General features: G+C 60.9%; 22 protein-coding genes. 6 read left to right on the top strand and 16 right to left on the bottom strand.

Translation table 11 applies throughout. The features are described 5' to 3' along the window. Positions 1-41: 41 nt before the first annotated feature. The gene (locus QN222_RS09330) at positions 42-1,439 is read right to left on the bottom strand and encodes a family 16 glycosylhydrolase (RefSeq protein ID WP_283964177.1); all 1,398 of its coding nucleotides are present in this window, start codon (positions 1,437-1,439) and stop codon (positions 42-44) included. 195 nt (positions 1,440-1,634) lie between these two features. On the opposite strand from QN222_RS09330, the gene QN222_RS09325 reads away from it, so the two are divergent. Both QN222_RS09325 and QN222_RS09320 read left to right on the top strand, forming a co-directional pair. After that, complete coding sequence (locus QN222_RS09325) at positions 1,635-4,382, top strand: PAS domain S-box protein (protein WP_284005379.1); 2,748 nt, start codon at positions 1,635-1,637, stop codon at positions 4,380-4,382. Beyond that, positions 4,379-4,744, top strand: coding sequence for a response regulator (locus tag QN222_RS09320; RefSeq protein WP_283964179.1), 366 nt, complete (start codon positions 4,379-4,381; stop codon positions 4,742-4,744). The genes QN222_RS09325 and QN222_RS09320 overlap by 4 nt, the downstream gene beginning before the upstream one ends. A 100-nt stretch (positions 4,745-4,844) precedes the next feature. Here the strand turns inward: QN222_RS09320 and QN222_RS09315 are convergent, their stop codons facing one another. Next, entirely contained in the window at positions 4,845-6,071 is a 1,227-nt protein-coding gene (locus QN222_RS09315) for an MFS transporter (protein ID WP_283964180.1), read from the bottom strand. A gap of 115 nt (positions 6,072-6,186) precedes the next feature. Between QN222_RS09315 and QN222_RS09310 the strand changes: the two genes are divergently transcribed. After that, positions 6,187-6,822, top strand: coding sequence for a TetR/AcrR family transcriptional regulator (locus QN222_RS09310; protein ID WP_283964181.1), 636 nt, complete (start codon positions 6,187-6,189; stop codon positions 6,820-6,822). Between the two features lie 45 nt (positions 6,823-6,867). Here the strand turns inward: QN222_RS09310 and QN222_RS09305 are convergent, their stop codons facing one another. Continuing rightward, the gene (locus QN222_RS09305; RefSeq protein ID WP_283964182.1) at positions 6,868-7,557 is read right to left on the bottom strand and encodes an alpha/beta hydrolase; all 690 of its coding nucleotides are present in this window, start codon (positions 7,555-7,557) and stop codon (positions 6,868-6,870) included. A 412-nt stretch (positions 7,558-7,969) separates the two neighbouring features. Beyond that, positions 7,970-8,221 (bottom strand): helix-turn-helix transcriptional regulator, encoded by a 252-nt coding sequence (locus QN222_RS09300; RefSeq protein WP_283964183.1) that lies wholly within the window; start codon positions 8,219-8,221, stop codon positions 7,970-7,972. Between the two features lie 625 nt (positions 8,222-8,846). Between QN222_RS09300 and QN222_RS09295 the strand changes: the two genes are divergently transcribed. Next, entirely contained in the window at positions 8,847-10,658 is a 1,812-nt protein-coding gene (locus QN222_RS09295; protein ID WP_283964184.1) for an ABC transporter ATP-binding protein/permease, read from the top strand. A gap of 160 nt (positions 10,659-10,818) precedes the next feature. Here the strand turns inward: QN222_RS09295 and queE are convergent, their stop codons facing one another. From queE to QN222_RS09250, 9 genes are all read right to left on the bottom strand, one after another. Then, positions 10,819-11,556, bottom strand: coding sequence for a 7-carboxy-7-deazaguanine synthase QueE (queE, locus tag QN222_RS09290; RefSeq protein ID WP_283964185.1), 738 nt, complete (start codon positions 11,554-11,556; stop codon positions 10,819-10,821). Beyond that, the gene (gene queD / locus QN222_RS09285) at positions 11,553-11,909 is read right to left on the bottom strand and encodes a 6-carboxytetrahydropterin synthase QueD (RefSeq protein ID WP_283964186.1); all 357 of its coding nucleotides are present in this window, start codon (positions 11,907-11,909) and stop codon (positions 11,553-11,555) included. The genes queE and queD overlap by 4 nt, the downstream gene beginning before the upstream one ends. Further along, the gene (queC, locus tag QN222_RS09280) at positions 11,909-12,619 is read right to left on the bottom strand and encodes a 7-cyano-7-deazaguanine synthase QueC (protein WP_283964187.1); all 711 of its coding nucleotides are present in this window, start codon (positions 12,617-12,619) and stop codon (positions 11,909-11,911) included. The genes queD and queC overlap by 1 nt, the downstream gene beginning before the upstream one ends. A gap of 222 nt (positions 12,620-12,841) precedes the next feature. Then, positions 12,842-13,615 (bottom strand): amino acid ABC transporter ATP-binding protein, encoded by a 774-nt coding sequence (locus QN222_RS09275; protein WP_284005377.1) that lies wholly within the window; start codon positions 13,613-13,615, stop codon positions 12,842-12,844. Position 13,616: 1 nt separating this feature from the next. Next, positions 13,617-14,279: an amino acid ABC transporter permease gene (locus QN222_RS09270; RefSeq protein WP_283963817.1), complete on the bottom strand. Its 663-nt coding sequence runs from the start codon at positions 14,277-14,279 to the stop codon at positions 13,617-13,619. Next, positions 14,279-14,926 carry an amino acid ABC transporter permease gene (locus QN222_RS09265; protein ID WP_283963816.1) on the bottom strand — a complete coding sequence of 216 codons (648 nt, stop codon included), beginning with the start codon at positions 14,924-14,926 and terminating at the stop codon, positions 14,279-14,281. The genes QN222_RS09270 and QN222_RS09265 overlap by 1 nt, the downstream gene beginning before the upstream one ends. 56 nt (positions 14,927-14,982) lie before the next feature. Continuing rightward, entirely contained in the window at positions 14,983-15,801 is an 819-nt protein-coding gene (locus QN222_RS09260) for a transporter substrate-binding domain-containing protein (protein WP_283963815.1), read from the bottom strand. A 159-nt stretch (positions 15,802-15,960) separates the two neighbouring features. Then, complete coding sequence (locus tag QN222_RS09255; RefSeq protein WP_283963814.1) at positions 15,961-17,115, bottom strand: acyl-CoA dehydrogenase family protein; 1,155 nt, start codon at positions 17,113-17,115, stop codon at positions 15,961-15,963. Beyond that, positions 17,112-18,263, bottom strand: a complete 1,152-nt coding sequence (locus tag QN222_RS09250) for a CoA transferase (protein ID WP_283963813.1) — start codon at positions 18,261-18,263, stop codon at positions 17,112-17,114. Before QN222_RS09250 ends, QN222_RS09255 begins: the two co-directional genes overlap by 4 nt. A gap of 194 nt (positions 18,264-18,457) precedes the next feature. Here QN222_RS09250 and QN222_RS09245 point away from each other — a divergent pair, with 194 nt between their 5' ends. Further along, complete coding sequence (locus QN222_RS09245) at positions 18,458-19,189, top strand: GntR family transcriptional regulator (protein ID WP_283963812.1); 732 nt, start codon at positions 18,458-18,460, stop codon at positions 19,187-19,189. A gap of 254 nt (positions 19,190-19,443) precedes the next feature. Here the strand turns inward: QN222_RS09245 and QN222_RS09240 are convergent, their stop codons facing one another. Further along, positions 19,444-21,258 (bottom strand): ABC transporter ATP-binding protein, encoded by a 1,815-nt coding sequence (locus tag QN222_RS09240; RefSeq protein WP_283963811.1) that lies wholly within the window; start codon positions 21,256-21,258, stop codon positions 19,444-19,446. 473 nt (positions 21,259-21,731) lie between these two features. Between QN222_RS09240 and galE the strand changes: the two genes are divergently transcribed. After that, positions 21,732-22,739 carry a UDP-glucose 4-epimerase GalE gene (gene galE, locus QN222_RS09235; RefSeq protein WP_283963810.1) on the top strand — a complete coding sequence of 336 codons (1,008 nt, stop codon included), beginning with the start codon at positions 21,732-21,734 and terminating at the stop codon, positions 22,737-22,739. Positions 22,740-22,917: 178 nt separating this feature from the next. On the opposite strand, the gene QN222_RS09230 is transcribed toward galE, so the two are convergent. Together QN222_RS09230 and QN222_RS09225 are read right to left on the bottom strand one after the other, a co-directional pair. Further along, positions 22,918-23,913: an acyltransferase gene (locus QN222_RS09230; protein ID WP_283963809.1), complete on the bottom strand. Its 996-nt coding sequence runs from the start codon at positions 23,911-23,913 to the stop codon at positions 22,918-22,920. Between the two features lie 22 nt (positions 23,914-23,935). Further along, entirely contained in the window at positions 23,936-25,216 is a 1,281-nt protein-coding gene (locus QN222_RS09225) for an O-antigen ligase (protein WP_283963820.1), read from the bottom strand. Between the last annotated feature and the right edge of the window lie 3 nt (positions 25,217-25,219).

Here is a 25,219-nt window from a genome sequence, read left to right as displayed (position 1 = left end):
GGCCGCAGCCTTGCCGGCCTCCGCTTATGCGACTGCATCACTCAGATATGCCAGTCGGCGTCGAGCGAATAGGCCTTGATGTAGTCGATCTTCATTTCAGCCCCGTCGACAAGGCCGTCGGCGGGCGTGCCTGCAATGCCCCCGACGGCGAGATTCACGAGCATGTACATCGGCTCGTGCATGTCCGAAGGCGTGTCGGCGTGTGCGACCGCGACGTCATCGAAGTACCAGACGATCTCGTCTTCCGTCCAAAGCACCCCGTATTTGTGGAAGCCGCTGGTGTCGGCGACCTTGACGGCGCTTGCAATACTGGTCCGCGAGCCGGTTTCGTTGGAGTGAACGGTGGCGATCATGGTGTTCGGGTCCTGCCCGCGCATTTCCACGACATCCAGTTCGGGCGGCCACGAGCCGTCGGCCGGCAGAAGCCAGAAGGCCGGCCAGACACCTTGGTCGTCCGGCATGTCGGCGCGAATCTCGAAATAGCCGTAGGTCTGGGCAAAGGACGAATGGGTCGTGAGCAGGCCGGAGGTGTAGTCGAAACCGTTGATCTCAGCCTGAATGGCATCGGACGCCGGCGTCGCCGTGATCGTCAGGACACCGTTGTTGACGGAAAACGGATTAGCGGAAGCCGTGGGCTGATAGGCCGGGTTGATATACCATTGAAGCTCCCCGTTTCCGGAGAGTGTACTTCCCTTGTCGGGCGCCCACCAGAATTTTGCATCCCAGATGCCGCTTGCGCCGTCACGAAGCTGCAGGGTGTTGAAGTCGTCGGAAAAGGTCTGCGTCAGAACGGATCGGTCAAGGCTCAACTGGAACTGGCTTGCCTGCAGTTCGTCGACCGTCGTATCGGCGAAGACCAGGCTCTCGCCGTTGGCAAAGTTAAGGCGGAGATTGGCCCCCTCCTGCACCATATTGTCGAGCATCTGGTCGAACGAGGTTACACCGTAGCGGTTCAGCCGCACGACATCATTCGAACTGAAATCGGTAATCAGATCGCTGCCATTGCCCTTCGAAAAGACAAAGATGTCGGCACCGCCCGCCCCGATCAGGACGTCATTGCCGCCGTCGCCGTCGATGGTCTGGCTGCCGGAGCCACCGGTGATGATATTGTCGCCGTCATTGCCGAAAGCGAAACGTCCGTTGCCGGTGACGGTCAGGTTCTCGAAATTGGCCGGCAGCGTGTAGCTCATCCAGGTGTTGATTGTATCGACACCCTCGCCCGCCACCTCTTGCGCCCGATTAATCCCGGAATAGAGATAATAGATGTCGTCGCCCTTCCCGCCGATCATGGTGACATTGACGGAACTGTCGCCCCATATGGAATCGTTACCGGACGTCCCGTAAAGCGTGGGGCCCGATCCTGTCGCGGAAAACCATGCCGTCGAACCTCCGCTATAGTACAGCGTTTTGCCCACGGCATTCAGCACAGTTCTGCTCATAAAAACATCTCCGATTTATCTACTCGGTCTCCTCCACTGGGCCGCGCGGGCCCCACTCCACCCGCCGGGAACCTAACATCCGGTTTGCCGAGGATCTACCCATGTGACCTTGGGGGTTCGCAGGCGACGACCGATCCGGAACAAACCTGCCCGTACCGCGTTTCCCGGGGTCAGCGAGCGCTTGCGGAGGGACCTATGTGCAGCGCGGAGGCTCTGCCAAAAAAATTGGAGAGCAAGATCAGTGGGTTGGATTCACCGGATTTTCGGGCGGTGCTGGATGCATTGCCTGTGGCGGTCTACGCCACAGACCAAGCGGGGATCATTACCTACTTCAATCAGGCAGCCGCGGATCTCGCCGGCAGGCAGCCCGAACTCGGCAAGGATCGTTGGTGCGTCAGTTGGGAGCTGCGTCGCTCGGACGGGTCAATTCTGCCCCCTGACGAGTGTCCGCTGACCCAGACGCTCAAGCAAGGACGAGCGGTCAGAGGGAGCGAGATTGTGGCTGTGCGGCCGGATGGAACGATGGTTCCGATCCTTCCTTACCCCACGCCGATCTTTGACAAGTCGGGGATGATGACGGGCGCAATCAATGTCCTTGTCGATATCAGCGAACGAAAAGGCTCTGAGGTCGAAAGTCGTCGACAGGCTGAACTGGATTCCCGGTACCTCGCTGCAATCGTCGAGTCCTCCGACGACGCCATTGTCAGTAAAGATCTGAACGGCATTATCACGAGCTGGAACAAGGGAGCAGAACATCTGTTTGGCTACACCGCCAACGAAGTCGTCGGGAAGCCAATCACAATACTGATGCCGCCCGGCCATGAGGACGAGGAGCCCCATATTCTCGATCGTATCCGCAATGGTGTGCGCATCGATCACTACGAAACGAAGCGTCAGCGCAAGGACGGAAGCCTTGTGGATATCTCGCTCACGGTTTCGCCCGTTCGCAACGCCACAGGCCGCATAATCGGCGCCTCGAAAATCGCCCGCAACATCACCGAACAGAAGCGAGCCGAAGAGTTAATGCAAGCGCGGCTGCGCGAGCAGGCTTCGCTCTACCGCCTCACCGAAAAGCTTCACCGCGCCAAGGGCATTGAAGAGGTCTACGACGCGGCGTTGGATGCTATCAGAGCGGCGCTTAACTGCAGCCGCGCGTCGATTTTGTTGTTCGACCAGTCCGATACGATGCGCTTCGTCGCCTGGAGCGGATTGTCGGAACACTACCGTCACGCTGTCGACGGCCATTCTCCATGGACTTCGGACGCCCGCGATCCGGATCCCATCTTCGTTAAAGACGTCGCTGAAGCCGACTTTTCCGACGATCTCAAAGCGACAATCACATCGGAAGGCATTGCCGCACTCGGGTTCATTCCCTTGATTGCCGGAGGAAGGCTGATCGGCAAGTTCATGGCCTATTACGACAAGCCACATGTGTTCAGCGAGACGGAGATCTGCCTCGGGCTGACAATCGCCCGACAGCTCGGCTTCAGCATCCAGCGCATCCGGGCCGAACGCGCAAGGCAACTCGCGGAGGAGCAACTGCGGCGCAACGAGGCCAACGAACGGGCACGCGCGGCCGAACTGCAGGCCATTATGGAAGCGGTGCCGACCCCCATCTGGATAACACGAACGGCTGACTGCCGTGTCATCGAAGGTAACCGAAGCGCCTATGAGTTGCTCCACCTGCCGTCAGGATCGAATCTCTCGTTTTCGGCGCCCGCCGATGAGCGGCCCTCCGGGTTCCAGACCTTCTCGGCGGGCAGGATGCTGTCGGCCGATGAACTACCCGTGCAGCGCGCGGCACGCGGAGAAGAGGTCGAGAACTTCGAAGAGGAGATCCGGTTCGCTGATGGGAAATCGCGCCATCTCCTCGGCAACGCGACCCCGATGCGAAACGCACTCGGAGAAGTGACCGGCGCCGTGGCCGCGTTCATCGACATCACCGAACGCAAGCAGACGGAAGAAGCCCTTCGAGAAAGCGAGCGCCGGCTGAAAATGGCTCTCGATGCCGGGCGGATGGGCGCCTGGGAGTGGAACCTGCAGACAGGCAGAGTAATCTGGTCACCCGGGCTTGAGGTGCTTCATCATCTCGATCCGGGAACATTCGAGGAGACACTTTCAGATTTCAAGCGTGATATTCATCCGGCCGATCTTCCTGCCGTCGAACAGGCGATCGAGAAAGCCCTTGCCACCCGCGAGGACTATCATGTCGCCTACCGCATGCGCCTGCTCGACGGAACGATACGCTGGATGGAAGCCTTTGGCCGGTTCTCGCCCCCAGAGAGCGCGGCGGGTGAACGCCTGGTCGGCATCTGTATGGACATCACCGAGCGAAAGGAGGCTGAGGCGCAGAGGGACTTACTGGTCGCTGAACTCAGCCACCGCGTGAAGAACACGCTGGCCACCGTTAACTCGATCGCACGGCAGTCTTTTTCGACGAACCCGGACGCGCGCGATGCGCAGCGATCGTTCGATGCCCGCATCCGGGCGTTGGCACAAGCACATACCCGTCTTGCGGAAGCCAGATGGTCGGGGGTCTCTCTGCAGAGCATATTTTCCGATGAACTGGCTCCCTATCGCAACGAGGACGTGGACAACATCTCTCTCGACGGCCCACCAACGACTCTGCCACCCAAACATGCCCTGACCCTTGGTATGGCCGCGCATGAACTTGCCACCAATGCCGCCAAGCACGGCGCGTTGTCCGTAAAGGCCGGTCGCGTAAGTGTCGATTGGGCTGTCGACCCCGTTGAGAACCGGCTTTCCATCCGCTGGAACGAGACAGGAGGACCTCCCGTCTCGCCACCAAGCCACAACGGTTTCGGTCGCTTGCTTCTCGAACGGGTCCTCGCTTCCGATCTGGGTGGCGATGTCCGCCTGGAGTTTGCGTCGCACGGACTGAACTGCACAATCGACGTGCCCTATCTCAGGGGTGCCGAATGACGGAGTCCGAGGGATGTCGGGTTTTCGTCGTCGAAGACGAATTCCTGGTGGCATTGCAGATCGAAGACGACCTCGTTGCAGCCGGCTACGTCGTCCTGGGCCCTTTCACGACGTTGCAGGGATCGATCACCGCGTCACGCGAACAGAAGTTCGAAGTCGCCACGCTGGACCTGAATCTGCGCGGCGAGTTCGTCTATCCGCTCGTCGATGAACTGCTCGAGCGAGGCGTGCCCGTCTTGCTGCTGACGGGCTATACGGCGGCAGATTTACCGGAACGCTTTCGTGCATTGCCTCGCCTGGCAAAACCGTTCGACGGTCCCGAACTGATCAGGCAGGTCGAAAGCCTTCTGGCCGCGAGGTGACGGCCCCGCGCCCGGTCTCCGTGGATGCCGGCGCCTAAGGCGGGACATTCTGCTTCTATTAGAATGATGCCGTAAGGTTATCAGCTAGTCGGGCGCTTTCCTACTCTGCAGCGGGTTGAGGCAACGTCCCCGCAGCAGCTTCCGTTCTGCCTCCGGCCAGGGTCCGCTGACTCAAAGCGATGATCACCACGGACGCCGCTCCGGCGATTACGGATACGAAGAAGCCGTTTTGCGCGCCGAAATTATCGACTACCCAGCCCGCGACAAAGGCACCGAGCGCCATGCCGATTCCAATGCCGGTCATCACCCACGTAACGCCCTCGGTCAGCATTGAGTCCGGAACCCGGCGCTCGATCAAGCCAAAGGCTGTGATGAAGGTCGGCGAGATGGCGATGCCGCTCACGAAGACCGCGAGGGCCAGAAGCGGTACCGTATCGGCAACAGTGAGCGGCAGGGCCGTCACGGCAAGGATACTGACTGCGATCAGCAACTGCCTCTGCAGCGGCATGCTGGGATTGAGGGCCCCGATGACCAGCCCGACGACGAACGACCCGATCGCATAGACGCCAATGACGAGACTTGCGGCGTTTGGCTGCCCGAGCTCTTTCGTGATTGCAACCGCACTGACTTCCGCCGTAGCGAACATCGAGCCGACGAATACCAGGGCGAGCGTGATGATCTGCACCGGCCGCAACCGAATTGCCGATCCTTGGGAAACGCCGCGCTCCAAGTAACGCACCTTCGGTTCAGTCGACCGCTGCAGGACGAAAGCAGCCGTCCCGATCGCAAGGAAAATGGTGCTGACCAGCATCCCGGCTTCCGGAAACAGCGCGACCGCCAGCCCGACCGAGAGCGATGCGCCGGCGATGTAAACCAGTTCGTCCGCTGCCGACTCAAAGGCAAAGGCCGTGTTCAGCTCGGGACGGTCGCGGAATATCTCTGTCCAGCGCGCCCGCAACATCGCGGGAATGCTTGGCATCGCCGCCGCGAGAAAGGACGACGCGAACAGCGCCCACGCTGGCCAGTCCTGGTTCGCTCCCACGATGAGAGCAATAAAAGCCACGACCGAGACCGCCGTGGCCGGCGCTATGACCGCCGACTGGCCGAGCCGATCGACCAGGCGCGAAATTTGAGGAGAGACAAGCGCATTTGTAAGGGCGAATGTTGCTGAAACCGCTCCCGCGATCCAATACTCCCCACGCGTCTGCGACAGCATGGCGACGATGCCGATCGGTGCCATGGCTATCGGCAGGCGCGCGAAAAAGCCCGCGGCGGAGAAGCCTTTCGCGCCCCGCACACTGAAGATCTCTCTGTAAGGATTAGACATGAGGTGTTCCTTCGTCATCAGGACGCCCACTTACATACGTGGCGTATGTGGACGCTAGTTGCATACGCGCCGTATGTCAAATAAAATACGCACCGTATGCGAAGAAGGAGAATCCATGAGCAAGCCGCGCCCGGTCATGATCGCCGAGACACGCGCGAAGTTGCTTGCCGCTGCCCGGCACGCCTTCGGGACGGTAGGCTATGCCCAATCCTCGATGGATGATTTTACGGCAGGCGCGGGATTGACGCGTGGCGCGCTCTATCACCACTTCGGAGACAAAAAGGGGCTGTTGCAGGCGGTGATTCAAGAGCTGGATGCGGAGATGACGGCGCGGTTGCACAGCGTCTCGTCACGAGCACCAACGCGCTGGGAGGGCTTCGTCGACGAGTGTGTGGCCTATATCCAGATGGCGCTCGAGCCCGAAATTCAGCGAATCATGTTTCGCGACGGCCCCGCCGTCCTGGGAGACATATCTCAATGGCCAAGCACCAACGGCTGTATCGCAGCCCTCAGTCGGAGCCTGAGCCAACTCAAGGCGGACGGAGCGATTATCGACGTCGATGAAGAGGCGACCGCGCGCCTGATCAACGGTGCCAGCAGCCATGCTGCCTTGTGGATCGCCAACTCGGAGGCCCCGCAGGAAACGTCGCAAAGAGCGGTGGAGGCGTTCCGGGTGTTGCTCGAGCGACTAAAGAGGCCTGGCACAGACACTGCCAAAGCTCGCGCCACGATTTCAACAACAGGATCTTGAACGAGTTCCAACAGCCATCGACATCCGCGAGGCGCCTGCCGCCACTTATTGAGCCAAGCGACCCTCGAGCCAGCGTTTGAGGATCGCCGCAAGTTCCTCTGGTGCTTCCATCGGGATCATATGCCCGGCCTCGATCAACTCCATGACTGCGCCAGGAATGCCATCGCGCAGTTCCTCGACCTCCGCGATACTGCGGAGGCGGTCCCGTGTTCCCGCGACAATCAGCGTGGCACAGCGGATCTCGCCCAGGCGCTCAAGATCGCCATCCCGGCGAAACATCGTCTGCTGCTGAAAGACCTTGCCGCCGAGGCGAACGCTCATCGCGTGGATCCGTTCGATCAATTCAACGTCGTTCTCTCGATCCGGGTGAACGGAGGCGCGGAGGGAAGAAGGGCTAAGCCCCCGGAACGTGGCCGGATCGAATGCCGCGGCTGCCGCCCTGCGCCGAGCTTGAATTTCCCCGTCTCCCCGCGCGGAGGTGGCAATCAGCACCAGCGACGATACCCGCTGTGGTGCAAGCCGTACCATCTCGCGCGCGACGTAACCTCCCATGGAGAAACCGGCGAGCATGAACTGCTCCGGCGCGTCAATCAGTGCCTGTCTCGCCATTTCCTCAATCGACTGCGCCCGCGTCGGATCGACATGGACAATTTGGCTGCTGATATGCAACCGGGGGAGCATATCCGACCATAGCTCGCTGTCGGTCATGAAACCCGGGACAAGGACGATGTTCATCCGTTCGGTTCTCTCAATCGGTCGCACTGCTCGACCTGCCAAGCCTGCGGTCTTTTACCAAAGTCATCCGACAGGGCACTAGATCAGTGTTTCATTGAAACACTGAAATGATCTAACTCGTTGAAACTACGCAATTCCGGACGGAAAACCGTTACACACTTTTCCTGGAATTGCTCTAGCCGAGCAAGTCGCCGCAACGGCCTTATCCTTTAACCGGCCACGACTTAGAAAATATGCATTGGCGGGCGCGCAAGAAAGTGTGAGGAAGGCTGGCAAGGAAAGCTGGTGCTTGAACCACTCGGTCCGCCGCTTGAGCCCTGAAGGTCGGAATTACCTGAATAAAATCAACGTTGTGCAGAGAACCGCGAGACTTTCCGACCGGCCCGCGCGGCGGGACCGGTCGGCTTGTCCGTCAAACTTCCACGGTCAAGAAGTCCGAAAGCGGCAGTTGCAGCGCCGATGCGATACGCTTCAGCTTCGCTGGAGTTTTATCCAGACCACTTTCAATTTCACTGATCTCGACGTTGGCGAGGCCACAAGTAACAGCAAGGTCTTCGATGCTGTAGCCGACAGCCTCACGGGCGGCCCGAACGCGGGCAGCCACGTCGTTGCTGACGACGGCAGCGGCTTGCTGATTGTCAAAACTTTCGAGTGAAATGGACATAAATGTCTCCTTCTCTTGGCATTGAATTTTTTTAAATTCGATGTTGAGGGGGGTGACACGCGCCTTGGCGACGGCGGTAACGTTTTATGTCATCGATGTAACATAGACAAGCCACCATACCGCGAAACGCACTGCAACGGGCTCGCGCTACGCTACCAAAATCGAATGCAATGACGCTCTTGACTTCGTTGTGGGCGCTCACGGGATTTCTAACATCCGGAGGCGAGATCCCGCCCCTATACTCAAAACGCTGTTTCCAGCGGGCGCCGTTGGCCATAAACTGGATTCATGAGGGTTTCTAGTTTCACTGCATTTCAGCACCTCCGGATCTTCAGTGGCATATTCGCTTTGCATAGGCTGCTGCTCGACACGCGAACGCGACATCGCGACAGCAGCAATGAGGCCGGATGTCTCGGTTCTTCACAGAATAGACAGTTGCCGCCGACCCCTGTAACCGGCTCCGCCGGTTGTAGGCGGCACCCCGCGGAATTGTTTCCGTCGCCGGGCCAAGTGCGGCCGCAAGATCCCCCAATCCGATGGTGGTGCCCCGCTCTGGACGATAGTCCAGCCTGCCGCATCCGAACGACTTTGGCGGATTGCCCCTTCTGAAGGGAAGGAACCGAAGATGACGAATCAAGCCGGAGCGAACGCAGCACCCAAACCCGCGGGCGCGGAGGGCACGAGCCTCCGGGACCAGTTCGACATGATGCGCCATGCCTTCATGGCGTCACCGCTGCTGAAGACAATCCTCTGGCTTACGGCCGGCAGCTTCGCGATCATCATCGCGACAGCGATCGGGCAGATCATCCTCAACCGCTGGAACCGGCCCTTCTTTGACGCGATCGAGCGGCGCGATCTCGACGCCTTTTTCTATCAGCTCCTGTTGTTTGTCTTCATCGCCGGCGGCCTGCTGGTGCTCAATGTCACGCAGCAATGGCTCAACCAGATGGTGCGATTGAGGCTGCGCGAGGGGCTGACGCTCGACTTGATCAACGAATGGATGCGGCCGCTGCGCGCCTTCCGGCTTGCCAACTCCGGGGCAATGGGCATCAATCCGGACCAGAGAATGCAGGAAGATGCCGGCCATCTTGCCGATCTCACGACAGACCTCGGTTTCGGCCTTCTGCAGTCGTCCATCCTGCTTGCATCTTTCGTGAGCGTTCTCTGGGCGCTGTCAGCAGGTTTTGTTTTCCACATCGGCGGTTACGCCCTCGAGATCCCGGGCTATATGGTCTGGGCGGCGATCCTTTACGCCGGCTCGGCATCTTGGCTGAGTTGGCTTGTCGGGCGGCGTCTGATCGTCTTGAACGGCGATCGATACGCACGCGAAGCGGAACTGCGTTTCTCGCTGATGCATGTCAGCGAACATATCGATGCCATATCGCTTGCCGGGGGCGAGACTGGCGAGCGGCGTCGTCTGCAGCTCGATCTCGCCACCGTGCTCGGGGCCATGCGCAACATCTACCGTGCCCAGATCAATCTTGGCTGGGTCCAGGACGGCTATGGCTGGGTCACGGTTGTCGCGCCGATCCTGGTCGCCGCTCCCGTCTATTTCGCCGGCGAGATCAGCTTCGGCGGCCTGATGATGGCCGTTGGCGCCTTCAACCAAGTGCACACGTCGCTCAAATGGTTCGTCGCCAATATCAGCGCCATCGCCGACTGGCGGGCGACGCTTCTGCGCGTCGCCGCCTTCCGCCGCGCCATGATCATGACGGACGTCCTGCATGACGCGGAAAAACGGATCGAATTCGTCGAGAACGATACGAATAAGCTCACCTTCGACAATCTCGAGGTCGCGTCGTCGAGCGGACGCACCAGGCTTTCCGAACCGCATATCGAGATCAGCGCGGGTCAGCGCGTCGTCATCAGCGGCGACCCTCGCGCGGGAAAGACGCTGCTCTTCCGGGCACTCGCAAGGCTTTGGCCCTGGGGAAGCGGGCGCGTCGGGTTGCCGGCCGGCGAGATGGTCGCGTTCATCCCGCGCTCCCCGTATTTTCCGCGGGGCAAACTGCGCGACGCGCTTTCCTATCCGCGCGCTGGTGACTTCTCGGATGCGAGCCTTGTTGCCGCACTTTCGAAAGTCGGGCTTGATCAGCTGACCACGTTGCTCGATCGTGAAGCGCGCTGGGAACGCGAACTGAGCGATGACGAACAACGTTCACTCGCCTTCGCACGACTTGTTCTCCACCGGCCGCGCTGGGTGATCATCGATGAGGCACTCGAGACGATGGATGGGGAAGCGATGAGGCTGGCCCTATCCATCTTCGAGGACGACCTCCGCGATACTGCCGTCGTCAAAATTGGCCGCACGCCGCGGAATGGACCGCTGTTCTCCCGTGTCATCCATCTCGTGAAGGACGCGGAAGGTCCCGTCCTGAAACCCATTCACCTTGGCGGAGGTGCGCACGAGAAGGAACTCGCGGCCAGTGCACCTTGACGGCCCTATGGCTTCGGCCAGTGAAGCGCTTCGCCGCACGCCGGGGACTGCCTGCAGGGCGGCGCGTTTCCGGCTCACATCCCAAACTCATCATGCTCGATATCAAGGAACCGACATAACTCTTTGAAATAAAGGCAACTCCAGGCAACTGGGAATTGCTTCAGACGCCGCGCTTGTTGCCCCAGAGCAGGACATGCAGTTGCGGCAGGACGCGGGCCTCGAACCAGCGGTCCTCCGTAACCTTGGCGACCAGCCAGAGCATGCGCTCCATTATGCCGCCGATGTCGATCGCCGCATTGTCGTCATCGGCGGGCGGCGGTGTGTGATTGCCGGGTTGCAGATAGACGGGCAGTTGCGGATAACGCGCGGCCGCGCCCCGCGCATAGGCATAATCCGCCTCGTCGAACACGACGATCTTCAGCACCGTTTGCGGCCTGCCCTCAGCCATTCGCAGACATGCGTCGAATGCCTGCCAGTCCGTTTCCATCGAGCTTGACGGCGGCTTCGGGCTCAGCACCAACACGTCCAGATCGGCAAACCAGTCCCTGGCAACCGACCCCTGCGTTTCAAGGGCAAAGCGGTAACCGTGGCGATGGCCGCGGTCGATAAGCTCGCCAAGCGGCTGGATGGCCGGATTGCCGCCAGAGAGCGAGACCATAAGCGGCTTTCCGTCTGACAGCCGCGTGACCTCGCGCCATACATCCTCCGTGGACATCGCCTTCCATTCGTCGCGATAGCGGCTGTCGACCGCATGCATGCTGTCGCACCAGGAGCAGCGATAATCGCACCCACCGGTCCTGACGAAGACGGTCGGCAGGCCGATCAGCACGCCCTCACCTTGTATCGTCGGCCCAAAAATCTCGCTGACACGGATCTCGGCGGATCTGTCGGAGCTCATGGCCGGTATTCCGCCCAGGTCTTCGCCGTTTCGCTGACGCGCACCGCGGCCGTCTCCGGAAGCCGCGCCTTGCACCAGTCGTAGAAGTGCTGCGCCAGACATTCCGCCGTCACGCGGTCGTGGCCGAGAACGTCGTTGAGATGCCGGTGATCGAAGGTCTCGTCGATGTAGCGCTTCAACGGCGCGAGCTCATGATAGTCGCGGACGAAGCCGTGTTCGTTCAACGTTTCGGCCGAAAGCTCGATCTCGACGACATAGTTATGCCCGTGCAGCCGCGCGCACTGATGCTCGGGCGGCAGGCTCGTCAGCTGATGCGAGGCGGAGAAATGGAATTCCTTGGTGATGCGGAACATTATTTCACCTCCTCGGCGGAGAAGGCGCCTGTAGCCGAAGTCCAGAAATCCGGATCATCGTATTCCGTCGGATCCTCGACGCCCGCGAGATGAAAGGCTTCGCGTCGCTCGACGCAGGTGCCGCAACGGCCACAATGGCGCGCGCCACCCTTGTAGCACGACCAGGTCGCGGCGAAGGGCGTTCCATTCCTCGCCCCGTCCGCAACGATCTCGGCCTTGGAGACGTTGACGTACGGCGCATAGAGCGTGACGTCGGCATAGCCCTCCAGGGCGTGGGCCTGCATCGCCTGAAACGCGTCGATGAACCCCGGCCGACAGTCGGGATAGATGAAGTGATCGCCGCCATGCACGGCGGTCGCCACCGCATCGGCCTTGCGGGCCGCGGCAACGCCGAAGGCGATCGCGAGCATGATGGCGTTGCGGTTCGGCACGACCGTTACCTTCATGGTTTCCTCGGCGTAATGTCCATCCGGCACATCGACATCGTCGGTCAATGCCGAACCGCTCAAGTGGCGGCCGATCTCGCGAATGTCGATGATCTGGTGGGGGACGCCGAGACGTTCGGCGCAGGCGGCGGCGAAATCCAGTTCCTTGCGGTGCCTTTGGCCGTAGTCGAACGATAGCAGGCCGACAAGTTCGTATTCCGCTGCGACCTTATACGCAAGCGAGACGGAATCCAATCCGCCGGAGCAGATCACGATGGTTTTCATGACAGGTGTCCTTGTTTTGACCGGGTAGGCTGCGACCGGAGTTTTATCTGCGCGTTCTTTAGGCCAAACGGCCCGCCTTGTGAATACCAGGCTGTACGAAGGAGGCATTTTGTCCGACGGACATGCAGGCGTCATAGACTAGCTTCCTGTGACGCCCTCGCGCCAAAGAAGGAGGCCGTCGCGTCTCAGTCACTGCGGCACCGCCGCAACGCCCGTTCGCACTCAGAAGCTGTTGCGCTCATGATAGGTGCGCAGGAAGGACTGAATACGCGCGTCCTCGGGATGATGCAGGATGCGGTCGGGGCTGTCGACGCCGACCAGTTCGCCTTTCTCCATGAAGACGACCTGATCGGCGACATGGGCGGCGAAACCCATTTCATGCGTCACGACCACCATGGTCATCCCCTCGCCGGCCAGCGTTTTCATGACGTTCAGCACTTCGCCGACCAGCTCCGGGTCCAGCGCCGAGGTCGGCTCGTCGAATAGCATCAGCTTGGGTTCCATGGCGATCGCGCGGGCTATTGCAACGCGCTGCTGCTGGCCGCCGGAAAGCCGAGAGGGATGGTTCGCCATCTTATCCGCCAGCCCGACCTTGGCCAGCGCCTCGGCGGCGCGGCGCTCCGCCTCGGATTTCGACATCCCGCGCACGCGGATCAAACCTTCGGCGACGTTCTCCCTGGCAGTCATGTGCGGCCAGAGGTTGAACTGCTGGAACACCATGCCGATCGAGCGGCGCATCTCGCGCAGCTTGCGGCCCGGCATCCTCTTGCCCGGCGCGTCATAGCCGATCAGCTGGCCGTCGATGCGAACTTCGCCGGAATCATACTCCTCAAGGAAATTAATGCAGCGCAGGAGCGTCGACTTTCCCGAGCCCGAGGGGCCGATCAGGCAGGTGACCTTGCCCGGCAGGATCGACAGGTCGATATCCTTCAACGCCTGAAAGTCGCCGTAGTATTTGTTGACCTTGCGGATTTCGACGGATGACGCAGCAAGCATCTTACGTCCTTTCGATCAGATGTTTCGTGATGCGCGCTTCCATTCTGTGGCCGACACGCGAGATCGCCTCGACCAGCCCCCAGAAGAACAGCGCCAATACCAGGTTTGCTTCCAGGTAGCGGAAGGTTTCGGCCGACATGCGCTGCACCTGATACAGCAGTTCGGGAACGGTTATGATCGACAGGATCACCGTTTCCTTGGTGAGGATAATCGAGAAGTTCACCAACGCCGGCAGCGCGGAGACCAGCCCCAGCGGCAGCAGGATACGGCGCACGATATTGAGTTCGGACATGCCGATCGCACGGGCCGCCTCGATCTGGCCGAGCGGTACGGCGCGGAAGCCCGAGCGGAATATCTCGGCGAAATAGGGACTGCCATAGATCGTCAATCCCAGGAGGCCCGCGGGCAGCGCGTCAAGGCGCAGGCCGACGAGCGGGCCGCCGTAGTAGAGGACGAACAGCTGGACGAGGAATGGCGTGCCGCGGATCACTTCGATATAGGCCTGGACGATCCACGTGACCCAGCGCGGCGCATAGCGCTGAATGAGCGCGATGACGAGGCCAAGCGCCATGCCGAAGACCGTGCCCAGTGCCCAGCAGAGGACGGTATTGCCGAAGCCCTTCAGCAGCGAGGGGCCATATTGCTGCAGAATACTCCATTCCATCAGGCGGCCGTCCTGTGTTCGAGGTATCGTCCCAGCGCCGCCAAGCACAAGTTTATCAGCAGATAGATGCAAGCCGCCGCTATATAGACCTCAAGCGGACGGAAGGTGGTAGCGGCCTGCGCCTGGCTGGCGCGAGTGAGTTCGAGAATGCCGACGACCGAAACCAGCGACGACGCCTTCACGAGCAAGATAAGTTCGTTGATCAACGCCGGCAGCGAAAGCGTCACGGCCTGTGGAAGGATCACCCGGGTCCACACGTCGCGGGGGTTCATGCCAATGGCAACCGCGGCCTCGGTCTGGCCTTTCGGCAGAGCCGCGATCGCGCCGCGCCAGATTTCCGAGATATAAGCACTGGCGCAGATGCCCACGGTCACCACGGCGGCGACCATCGGTGGCACATCCAGGCCGATGACCGGCAAGGTGTAGTAGAACACCAGCAGTTGCACCAGGAGCGGCACGCCGCGCAGGAAACTGACCCAGATGGCGGCAAAGCGGCGCAGTGGCGGGTAAGGCGACAGGCGCGCAGCGCAGATGAGTGTACCAATCACCAGGCCCAGCCCGATGCCCAGAACGGAGATCAGCAGCGTGTATCGCGCCGCCCAGAACAGCGGCCAGAAGCTTTCAAGGAAAACCGCGAAGGAAAACATGCGCCCTCACCTTGCTACAAGGGAACGGGCGGAGGCGGCCTCCGCCCGCAAGCAACTTAATTCGCCGGGACTTCACTGGGCAATTCGGTATAGGTACCCAGCCACTTTTCCTGAATGGCCTTGACGCGGCCGTCAGCCGTCATCTTCAACAGCGCGTCGTTGATGGCCTTGGCAAAGCTCTCACTGTCGGCGTCCTTGCGCAGCACCCAGGCAAAATATTTCGGCTCACCGAACTGGGCGGGCGTGAAGAGGGCAAAGGTCTCGGCGCGGTTCTTCACCAGATAGGTGAGGTTCGGCAGCGAGCCAGCAACCGCATCCAGACGGCCGGCAGCGAGGTCGGCATAGGCTTCGTCCGTGGTGCCGTATTCCTTGATCGTCACATCGCCCAGCTTCTGGCCGTACGCCTCAAGCTGCTTGAATTGCGCGGTGCCCTGCTGGACGCCGACAGTCTTGCCCTTGATGTCTTCGGGTTTGGTAAGTTCATTGTTGCTCGCGGCCTTGACCAGCGAGACGGTCGCGTCAGCGATCGGCAAGGTGAACGTGTAGCGCTGAAGCCGCTCCGGCGTGATGGTCACCGGTGCGATCACGATGTCGAACTTCTTGACCTCAAGACCCGGCAGCTCGGCGGTCCAGGGAATATCCTGATAGACCGGCTCGACTCCGATCTCCTTGGCAACCGCATCGAACAGGTCCTTGGTCATGCCCTCATAGGTGCCGTTGTTCAGCATATCGAAGGGGGCGTAGTGCATGTCGGTCGCGGTAACGATCTTGCCCGCGGCCTTGATGTCGGCAAGCTGGTCGGCCTCGGCGGCGCTCGCGAGGCCAAGTGCGGCCAAGCCGAAAAGCGCGCCCTTGATGGTCATGTGAATGCTCATTGCAGTTGCTCCTTGTTGTGTATTGCGCTCTGGACTGTCTGCGGTTCCGCCCTACAGCGCCGCGCGCCTGACAAGATGCGCAAAGGACGCTGTAGCACTTTGAATGGCTGCACGTTTTTATCCTTAAATCGGCTACGATTTAAGGAAACCTGCAGTAGGTCAGTTCAGCATCTGGCCGGAAATGATGATGCGTTGAATTTCACTTGACCCTTCGTAGATTCGCATGATCCGCAAATCGCGGTTGATCCGTTCGATCGGAAAATCGCGAGTATATCCATAGCCGCCGTGCAGTTGCAGCGCGCAGTCCGCGATGCGGCCGGCAGCCTCGGATGCATGCAGCTTAGCCATGGAGGCCGCGAGAGAGAAGCGCCCGCCGCCTGCGTGCGCCAGGTCCCGTTGCCGCGCTGCGTCCTGAGCGACCAGCAAGGCCGAACGATAGGCCAATCCCATATCCGCGATCATCCAGCGTATGCCCTGCCGGTCACTCAACGGCTGGCCGCCGATGATGCGGTCCTTCGCATAGCCGATGGCCGCTTTCATCGCCGCCTCGGCCATTCCGAGACACTGAGCGGCCACTTCGATGCGGCCATTGTCGAGCACCTGCATCGCGGTGCGGAAGCCGCTGCCCTCCTCGCCCAGCAGGGCATCCGCAGGGAGATGGCAATCGATGTTCAGCGTGAAGACATGACCGCCCTTCAGCCCCATGGTCTTTTCCGCCGGCCCTGCTTCAAGGCCCGGCGTGCCCTTGGGCAGAAGGAAGGCCGAGATGCCGCGATGTCGCTTCTCCGGGTCGGTCACAGCATAAAGCACGATGAAATCCGCCACACCGCCATTCGAGATGAAGCATTTCGTACCCTTGAGATGCCAGCCAATGTCGGTGCGGCGTGCGCGGGTTTTCATGTCGGCCGGGTCAGATCCCGCAGTGGGTTCGGTCAGGCCGAATGCTCCCAAGGCTTCGCCCGTCGCGGCCCTGGTCAGCCATTCCTGCTTCTGCGTCTCCGTCCCGCCAAAGAGGATCGAGTCGGTCGCCAGATAATGTGCCGTCAGCGCCGAAGCCGTGGAGCCGCAGGCGCCGGCGACGATCGCCACTGCCCTCAGCAGCGCCGGGGCAGAGATGCCGCTGCCGCCATATGCCTCGGGCAGATTGGCGCCAAGCATCCCGGCCTCGGCCAAAATCGCCAGTTGGTCGTGAACGAAGGTCGAGGTGTCGTCGGTTTCGGCCGCCTTTGGAGCGATGCGCTCGGCGCAGATGCGGGTGAGCACGTTGCAGAACAGCCGCTCTTCCTCGGCCAGCATGTACCATTCGTCAGTCATGCGCGTTTCTCCAATCCGAATTCCCTGAGGATCGCGTCGCGATCGCCTCCAAGGCGCGGCGCCGAAGTCGTCGCCACCGGTTTCTCGCCGTCGAAGCGGACAGGTTGACCGACTGTGGGCGCCTCGCCCATCACCGGATGCTGCAGCAGGCTGACCAAACCGCGAGTGGCTGCGTGCTCGTTCGACATCGCCTGCGCGATATCCCAGATCGGTGCGGCCGGCAGGCCTGCAGCGAAAAGGGCGGCGACGGCTTGGTCTGTGGTCACGGTGCGAGACCAATTCTCAATCAGCGCCTTCAACGCCGGCTCATGCTCGGTGCGGCTTGTGTCCGTGGCGAAGCGCGGATCGTCGGCAGCCTCGGGCGCGCCGATGAGATCCGCGAGCACCGCGAATTGTCGGGCGTTCAGCACGGCGATCACCACTTGCCCATCCCTGGTGGCAAAACAACCAAAGGGCGTCGAGAGTGGATGGCGGTTGCCGACGCGTCGCGGCAGTTGTCCGGCATAGAGATGCAGCGCGTGGCTGGTGGTCAGCATGGAAAACAGCGCGTCGTACATGGCGACATCGAGCGTGGCGCCCTGCCCTGTGGTATTGCGCTGCACCAGCGCGGCCATGATCGACCAGCTGGCAAATAGACCGGACAACAGATCGGCAATGCTTTCGCCAGTCTTCAGCGGCGCACCGCTCTCTTCGCCGGTGCTGGCCATAAGCCCGGACATGGCTTGCACAACCAGGTCATAGGCCGGCAGATCCCTGAATGGACCCTCCTGGCCGAAGCCCGAGATCGAGCAATAGATGAGGCGCGGATTGGCTTTCCGCAGCGCCTCGGCGCCGAGCCCCAACCGTGCGGCTACGCCTGGGCGAAAATTCTCGACCACGACATCGACACGAGCCGCAAGCGCCTCAGCCAGCGCCAGGTCGTCCGCGTTCTTGAGGTCTAGAACAATGCTGCGCTTACCTCGATTGTTCAGCGTGAAGAGTGCGCTCTCACCCTGACTGAACGGGCCGATATGGCGATAATCATCGCCAGCGGGCGGCTCCAGCTTTATGATCTCGGCCCCGAGATCGGCGAGCAGTGCCGTGCAGTAAGGCCCCGCGAGCACACGGGACAGGTCCAGCACCTTGATCCCCGCAAGCGGCCGGCTCATACCCGCGTCTCCGACGCCGGGTGCGCTACCTGGTCACGAGTCATGGCATTGCTGAGAACGTGCATCCGCTCCTCCTCCCGATTGGTGCCGACACATGGATAATGTCTAAACATAACACAGCAGATATGTCTATACTTATTTTGAAGATGTGTCTAAACTTACCGGTGACGCTGTTCTGGCGGTGTGGAGGAGATGTGAGCGACAAACTGACAGGCCGGACCATGCCCAAGGCACAAAGCATCGCCGACGAGGTCCGTCGTCGGATCGTCGAACTGAAGTGGCGCCAGGGAGAGCGTATACCCGACGAGGCAGACCTGGCCGTCGAGTTCGACGCTGCGCGGGCGACGGTCAACAAGGCGTTGCAAGTGCTCGCGGATGAGGGCCTGCTGGATCGCAAGCGACGGGCCGGCACACGCGTGGCGATCAATCCGGTGAGCAAGGCAACCTTCTCAATTCCGATCGTGCGCGAGCAGGTCGAGGAGGCGGGAATGGCCTACAGCCATCGCGTCGTCGCGCAGCGGCTCAGCCCGATCCCAGCGCAGATCGCAGCGCGCCTGGGCCTTCCGGAAGGCGAGCTTCTGGTTCATCTCAGGGCCGTGCACTACGCGGACGGAAAGCCCTACCAACTGGAGGACCGCTGGCTTAATCCGCGTGCCGCGCCGGGGCTGCAGCAGGCCGGCTTCCGCGATCTGAATGCGAACGAATGGCTGGTACGCAACGCCCCCTATCTTCGGGCGGAATTTTCCTTTTCAGCCGAAAACGCCGACCGACGCGACGCAAGATTGTTGCAGACAAGGCAAGGTCAGGCACTGCTGATCCTCCATCGCACAACCTGGAATGACCTCGGCCCCATCACCACTGTCCGGGTGGCGTTCCAGCCCGGCCACCGTTTCGGCGCCGGCGAGGGCCGCGATCACGCGGGCTAGAGCAATTCCAGGAAAAGTGTGTGACGGTTTTCCGTCCGGAATTGCGTAGTTTCAAAGAGTTAGATCATTTCACTGTTTCAATGAAACAATGAAATGATCTTACGCCTGACTCAATCTTACGGAAGCGAATGCGCAGTTCGCTTCCGTAAGATTCGCGCCCGCTCCGAACAGCCGAAAACCGTTCAAACCGGCGCCACAGGCCGCGCGCTTCACCAGAGGCGCGGCCTGTGTACTTCTGCGTGAATGCGGGCCTCTCAGCCGTCGTTGAGGACAAGGCCCTTGGTGAGTTCCAGTGCCTGCCGCTCGAAGAGCCCGCGGTAAATGCCGCCCTTCAGACGAATGAGCGTGCCATGATCGCCCTCTTCCGCAATACGACCGCGGTTGAAGACCAGCAATCGGTCCAGCGCGCGCACCGTCGACAGCCGATGCGCGATTACCAGGGTCGTGCGCCCCATCATCAGCCGCTCCATCGCCTGCTGGATCAGCACCTCGGATTCGGAATCGAGGCTCGATGTCGCTTCGTCGAGGATCAGGATCGGTGCATCCGCGAGGAATGCCCGGGCGATGGCGACGCGCTGACGCTCGCCACCGGAGAGCTTGACGCCACGCTCGCCGACCAGGGTGCCGTAGCCTTTCGGCAGCGCCTCGATGAAATCGTGCGCGCTTGCAAGCCTTGCCGCCTCCTCGACCTCGCGCTGGGTCGCTCCCGGCCGCCCGTAGGCGATGTTTTCGGCAAGGGAACGATGGAACAGGATCGGCTCCTGCTGCACGATGGCGATCTGCTGGCGGAGCGACGCCTGCGTCACGCCGGCGATATCCTGCCCATCGATCCGGATCTCGCCCGCCTTCAGGTCGTGGAGGCGCTGGATCAGCTTGACGAAGGTGGTCTTGCCCGATCCGGAATGCCCGACAAGCCCGACCCGCTCGCCGGCGCGGATGGTCACCGAGAAGCCGTCATAGAGCGGTGCCCGGTGTGCGCCGTAGTGGAAGGTCACGTCCTTGAACTCGATCTTGCCGTCGGTGATGCGGATCGGCGTCGCACCGGCCCGGTCTTCGATGCCGAGCGGCTGGGCATGGATGTCGACAAGCTCCTCCATGTCGTTGATCGATCGCTGCAGGTTGCGAATGTGCATACCCACTTCGCGCAGATATCCCTGCAGGATGAAGAAGGAGGTCAGCACGAAGGTGATGTCGCCAGCGCTCGCCTGCCCCCTCGCCCACAGCACCAAGGCAAAACCGATCACCGCCGCGCGCAGAATGAGCAGCATGGTGCCTTGCGCGGTGCCGTTGACCGTTCCGCGAGTCCAGGTGCGCCGGGTCCGGTTCTGCCACTTGCCAAGAACCTTGGCGAGACGTTGATCTTCGCGCCGCTCGGCGCCGAACCCCTTGACGACGATGTTGCAACTGATCGCGTCAGCAAGCGCGCCGCCGAGCCTTGTATCCCAACTGTTGGCGAGGCTTGCCATCGGCGCCACATAGCCGAGCGAAAGGGCGACGGTGACCGCAATGAAGGCCACCGAGCCTAACCCGATGATCACGCCCATCATCGGCCAGTACCAGGCCATCAATGCCGTCGAACCGGCCAGCATGATCACCGACGGGAAAAGCGCCACCAGCAGCGTGTCGTTCAGGAGATCCAACGCCCACATGCCGCGGGTCACCTTGCGCACGGTCGAGCCGGCGAAGCTGTTGGCATGCCAGTCGCTGGAAAACCGCTGGATGTGAAAGAAGGCGCCCGAGGCGATGTCGGACATCATCTTCAGCGTCAGGGCGACGATGCCCATGAATGTCACGTGCCTGAGCACGATGGCGCCGAGCGAAAGGGCCATCAGCATGAGGAAGGCCGACACCGCCGCGTTCCAGGCAATTTCGTCGGTCGCTGCGCCTGAGACGACAGCGTCGACGAGCCTGCCGGAATAAAGCGGCGTCAACACGTCGGCAAGGGTGGAAAGAAGCACGGCGCCGAGGATCGCCAGGAGACGTGCCGGCTGTTTCTTCCAGTGAATCCAGCAAAAGCGGAAGACGCTACGGAACGCGCGGTCGCGCGCCACAAAACGAGTAAAAGCCATATGATTTGCCCGGTGACGGGTGCACCGGCCTCAAAATCCAGTAACGATAGGAATGCCGTCAGGAAAAGCGAACTGGCGCTGCGGCATCAATGAATCGGCGCGATCTCCGAGGCGGAGGGCACCGGACGAAGCCAATTCCGGGACTGCGATCAGAAGCGCAAGCGCCCTACGTCACACAAAGAATATTGGATCGCCCGATAGGGAGAAGGAAAAAACTGTCATCTTAGCCTCCCTGATTCTGATTGCCGGAAGACCCCTTATAGTTGAACACGGACGAAGCGCCAAGCGCGAATATTGCATTTTCGACGTCGTCGCTGGCTGGGTGAAGCCCGTTTGCAACAGTTGCCCGCCACCGTCGGCAAAGAATGGGCGCGTAGCCCAAAAATGCCGCCGGCTTCGCAGAACTTTTACAATCTGCTGGGAATTTCGCCGCTATTCGTTGCGAACCGTAGAGCGGTTCCTATTGAAACTAGATGCGAATCTCGAGGTTGACTGTGCAGAACAACAACATTCTTGTCGTCGGCGGCGCCGGTTATATCGGCTCCCATACATGTCTCCAACTGGCCGCCAAAGGCTACCAGCCCATCGTCTACGACAACCTCTCGAACGGTCACGAAGAATTCGTCAAATGGGGTGTTCTCGAAAAAGGTGACATTCGAGACCGCAAGCGTCTCGACGACGTTCTCGCCCGATACCGGCCGCGCGCGATCCTGCATTTTGCCGCCATGATCGAAGTCGGCGAGTCGGTGAAGGATCCGGCCGCATTCTACGACAACAATGTCATCGGCACGCTCACCTTGCTGTCGGCGGCGCTTGCTGCCGGGATCGACGCCTTCGTATTCTCGTCCACGTGTGCCACTTACGGCCTGCCCGATAGCGTGCCGATGGACGAAACCCACAAGCAGGCGCCGATCAACCCCTATGGGCGCACGAAGTGGGTCTGCGAGCAGGCGCTGAAGGACTATGGTCTTTACAAGGGCCTGCGTTCCGTGATTCTTCGCTACTTCAACGCCGCCGGCGCCGACTTCGAGGGACGGATCGGTGAATGGCATGAGCCGGAAACCCACGCGATACCGCTCGCTATCGACGCGGCACTTGGTCGCCGGGAAAGTTTCAGCGTGTTCGGCACCGACTACGACACCCGCGACGGCACCTGCGTGCGCGACTACATCCATGTGCTGGACCTTGCGGATGCCCATGTGCGGGCGGTCGACTACCTGCTGGAAGGCGGCGAAAGCGTCGAGCTCAATCTCGGTACCGGGACCGGTACGACGGTCAAGGAGCTCCTGAGCGCGATCGAAAAGGTTGCGAACCGGCCGTTCAATATCCGCTATGCCGATCGGCGCGAAGGCGACTCGACCACGCTGGTCGCCAACAACGACAAGGCGCGCGCAGTGCTCGGCTGGGAGCCGCAATACGACCTCGCGGCGATCACCGAGTCCGCCTGGAATTGGCATTCGCGCAGAAATCAGGGCGTCTGATTTCTGCGCTGCTGCGAATATCCTTAACTTCAGCAATATCAAAAACGCTACAGCGCTATGCCTTCGAAAAGGCGGGCGCTGTAGACGTGTGTCCACCCAAGAAACATGCCTCCCCTTAAACAGGAGGGCAAACACCCACGGTCACCGCGCCGACACAGGCAAGCGCTCCAATGCGGGCCTAGCCGGCCACGCTCTGGGCCGTAGGCCGCATGCGGCCTCGATAAAGCAACGGACGCTCCAGCATCGCATAGCCGGCAATGCCGATCACGGTGCCGAAAAGCACCGAAATAACCATCGCTATCCAGGCATCGATCCCGACCATCGAAGCGGCCTTGGCGACCACGGAAATCGCAAAGGTGTGCCAGATATAGATCGAATAGGAAGCGTTGCCGAGAAGGTTCGGCAACTGCAGCGAACGGATATGTCCGCCAGCCTCGACCGACAGGACGCCGACGACGAGCATAACCGCAAGCGGACCGATCGCGAGTTCGTCGAATGGCAGGTGCAGAAGTCCGATAAGCGAGAAGCCGCCGACCGAGCAAGCGATCAGCGCCACGCCGGCCATGAGCGGCAGCACCCTGCCCTTCAGCCACAACTCGCCGATGACCATACCAGCCACGAATTCGAGAATGACCGGGCGGGTGTACGTCAACATCAAGGGATTGTCGAAGCTGGTCGCTGATCCGGCCACGACCAGGAAGAAGAACAGACCGGCGATCGAAGGCAGGCGCCAGTTTCGCGGCAGCAACAACGAGACCGCGAACACAGCGTAAAAGAGCATCTCGAAATTGAGCGTCCAGCCCTGCACCAGAACGGGCCATATCTCGCCGTTGCTCGGAGAGCGCATTGGCATGAAGAACAGCGAGGCGAGCACATGCTCGACGGATAGGACCATGTTAGGGAACAGCCCCGCGATCCCTCCGGCGACCATGACCATGGCCGCCAGCCAATAGATGGGCACGATGCGGCGGATGCGATCGGCCATGAACCGCGCCGGCGTAACAGGCCGGCGATCGCTGATCACCCACATGATGAAGCCGCTGATGACGAAGAAGACGTCAACGCCGGCCGCGCCGATCGCGAAATGATGGCCGGTCTTTTCTGCGGCATGAAATATCACGACCGCCAGCGCTGCCACAGCGCGCAGGTATTGGATCCCGTGGATCGTTTTCATCAAGCGCCCCCACGACGCAGTACTATGCGCTGAAACGAACTCTGTAGGCTGCAGAACGCCTGACTTCCGGCCATAGCCAGTTCATGGTCGGTCGCGTGCGCCTGATCGTCAGCTTGCCCGCCGAAAAATACAGCAAGAACGACCCGACATGATACGGGTTAAGAATGTCGACCTCGACGAAAGATCGGATGAGAAGCAGTATTGCTATACCGAAGAGCACCATCGAATCCGGATCGCGATCCTCGGAAAGCAACCGTTTCAGGTGACCGAAGACCGTTATGACCAATACCATGGTCAGCAACAGGAGGCCGATCATCCCCGTTTCCACGATTGCCTCGATATAGGTGTTATGAAAATGGAAGCCGGAGCGCGCGGTGATATAAAACTCTTCCCATAGCCGTTCCGCCTCCGAAAACCCCTGGATCCAATAGGCCTGGTAGCCGACCCCGACGATCGGGGAAGCGCTTGCCGCCTCAATGCCCTGCTGCCACAGATAGGTGCGGCCTGTAAGGGTCGAATTCTTGCCGAATGCGCCGAGTACCACGTCGATCCCGCCGCTATAGGCGATCGCAACGGCGGCGACCACACCGAACATTGCCGCGGCGAGGAAGAGGCCCTTGCGGTTCGACGGCCGCAGGGCGGATATCACCCGCATTCCGAGCGAGAGGCCGATGATTGCGGCGGTCGTCAGGACCGAAGTCGCCGACTGCGAGGCCAGCAGCGAGTAGGCCGCGATCAACCCCGAGACGCCCGCCGCAGCCATCCAGATGCCGCGCTCGCCAAGGGTGAAGACGGCGACGAAGGCGAAATAGATGCCCAGCGAAGCGTAGAAGCCCAGTTGGTTCTTCGATGAGAAGGCGCCGACAAAGCTGAACGTGCCGTCCAGCGGATCATAGTGATACACGCCGAAAAGCAACGAATAGAGAAGGACAAGGGCGACGCCGGCAATCCCTCCGCGCGTGAGGGTCGGGATATCGATCGTCCGCATGGCGATCAGCGCACAGACGACGTGGCTGAGATATTGCACACCGGTGCGCATCGTCATCCCGGGCGCCGCCGACCAGAAGAAGGAAAGGCAGGCGAAGACAGTGAAGGCGAGGATCCAGAGATACTTGCCGTAGTTGCCGAGGACCTTGCGGTAGTCGACGAGGACCAGAGGCAGCCACAAAGCGTAATAAAGCAGAATCGAAACCTGTCCGAAGCGCGGCGAATAGGCGAAGACGAACAGCGACAGCGTCACGGCGAAAGTGCCGTAAAGCTGATTCGTTCCGGGGCTGACGAGGCTCGCCTTCGAAATCCGCATACT

The sequence above is a fragment of the Sinorhizobium sp. 6-70 genome, assembly GCF_030124375.1.
Lineage (GTDB): Bacteria > Pseudomonadota > Alphaproteobacteria > Rhizobiales > Rhizobiaceae > Sinorhizobium.
The sequence above is the reverse complement of the archived record's forward strand: the minus strand, read 5'-3'. Positions and strand labels throughout refer to the sequence as shown.

Coding starts and splice junctions, on each gene's coding strand:
- QN222_RS09300 (WP_283964183.1), bottom strand. CDS start 8,221: ATGTCCATTTCACTCGAAAGTTTTGACAATCAGCAAGCCGCTGCCGTC.
- QN222_RS09230 (WP_283963809.1), bottom strand. CDS start 23,913: ATGAAAACGATCCACGGGATCCAATACCTGCGCGCTGTGGCAGCGCTG.
- QN222_RS09250 (WP_283963813.1), bottom strand. CDS start 18,263: ATGAGCCGGCCGCTTGCGGGGATCAAGGTGCTGGACCTGTCCCGTGTG.
- QN222_RS09315 (WP_283964180.1), bottom strand. CDS start 6,071: ATGTCTAATCCTTACAGAGAGATCTTCAGTGTGCGGGGCGCGAAAGGC.
- QN222_RS09225 (WP_283963820.1), bottom strand. CDS start 25,216: ATGCGGATTTCGAAGGCGAGCCTCGTCAGCCCCGGAACGAATCAGCTT.
- QN222_RS09275 (WP_284005377.1), bottom strand. CDS start 13,615: ATGCTTGCTGCGTCATCCGTCGAAATCCGCAAGGTCAACAAATACTAC.
- galE (WP_283963810.1), top strand. CDS start 21,732: ATGCGAATCTCGAGGTTGACTGTGCAGAACAACAACATTCTTGTCGTC.
- QN222_RS09270 (WP_283963817.1), bottom strand. CDS start 14,279: ATGGAATGGAGTATTCTGCAGCAATATGGCCCCTCGCTGCTGAAGGGC.
- queC (WP_283964187.1), bottom strand. CDS start 12,619: ATGAAAACCATCGTGATCTGCTCCGGCGGATTGGATTCCGTCTCGCTT.
- QN222_RS09265 (WP_283963816.1), bottom strand. CDS start 14,926: ATGTTTTCCTTCGCGGTTTTCCTTGAAAGCTTCTGGCCGCTGTTCTGG.
- queE (WP_283964185.1), bottom strand. CDS start 11,556: ATGAGCTCCGACAGATCCGCCGAGATCCGTGTCAGCGAGATTTTTGGG.
- QN222_RS09310 (WP_283964181.1), top strand. CDS start 6,187: ATGAGCAAGCCGCGCCCGGTCATGATCGCCGAGACACGCGCGAAGTTG.
- QN222_RS09325 (WP_284005379.1), top strand. CDS start 1,635: ATGTGCAGCGCGGAGGCTCTGCCAAAAAAATTGGAGAGCAAGATCAGT.
- queD (WP_283964186.1), bottom strand. CDS start 11,909: ATGTTCCGCATCACCAAGGAATTCCATTTCTCCGCCTCGCATCAGCTG.
- QN222_RS09330 (WP_283964177.1), bottom strand. CDS start 1,439: ATGAGCAGAACTGTGCTGAATGCCGTGGGCAAAACGCTGTACTATAGC.
- QN222_RS09305 (WP_283964182.1), bottom strand. CDS start 7,557: ATGAACATCGTCCTTGTCCCGGGTTTCATGACCGACAGCGAGCTATGG.
- QN222_RS09255 (WP_283963814.1), bottom strand. CDS start 17,115: ATGACTGACGAATGGTACATGCTGGCCGAGGAAGAGCGGCTGTTCTGC.
- QN222_RS09260 (WP_283963815.1), bottom strand. CDS start 15,801: ATGAGCATTCACATGACCATCAAGGGCGCGCTTTTCGGCTTGGCCGCA.
- QN222_RS09320 (WP_283964179.1), top strand. CDS start 4,379: ATGACGGAGTCCGAGGGATGTCGGGTTTTCGTCGTCGAAGACGAATTC.
- QN222_RS09240 (WP_283963811.1), bottom strand. CDS start 21,258: ATGGCTTTTACTCGTTTTGTGGCGCGCGACCGCGCGTTCCGTAGCGTC.
- QN222_RS09295 (WP_283964184.1), top strand. CDS start 8,847: ATGACGAATCAAGCCGGAGCGAACGCAGCACCCAAACCCGCGGGCGCG.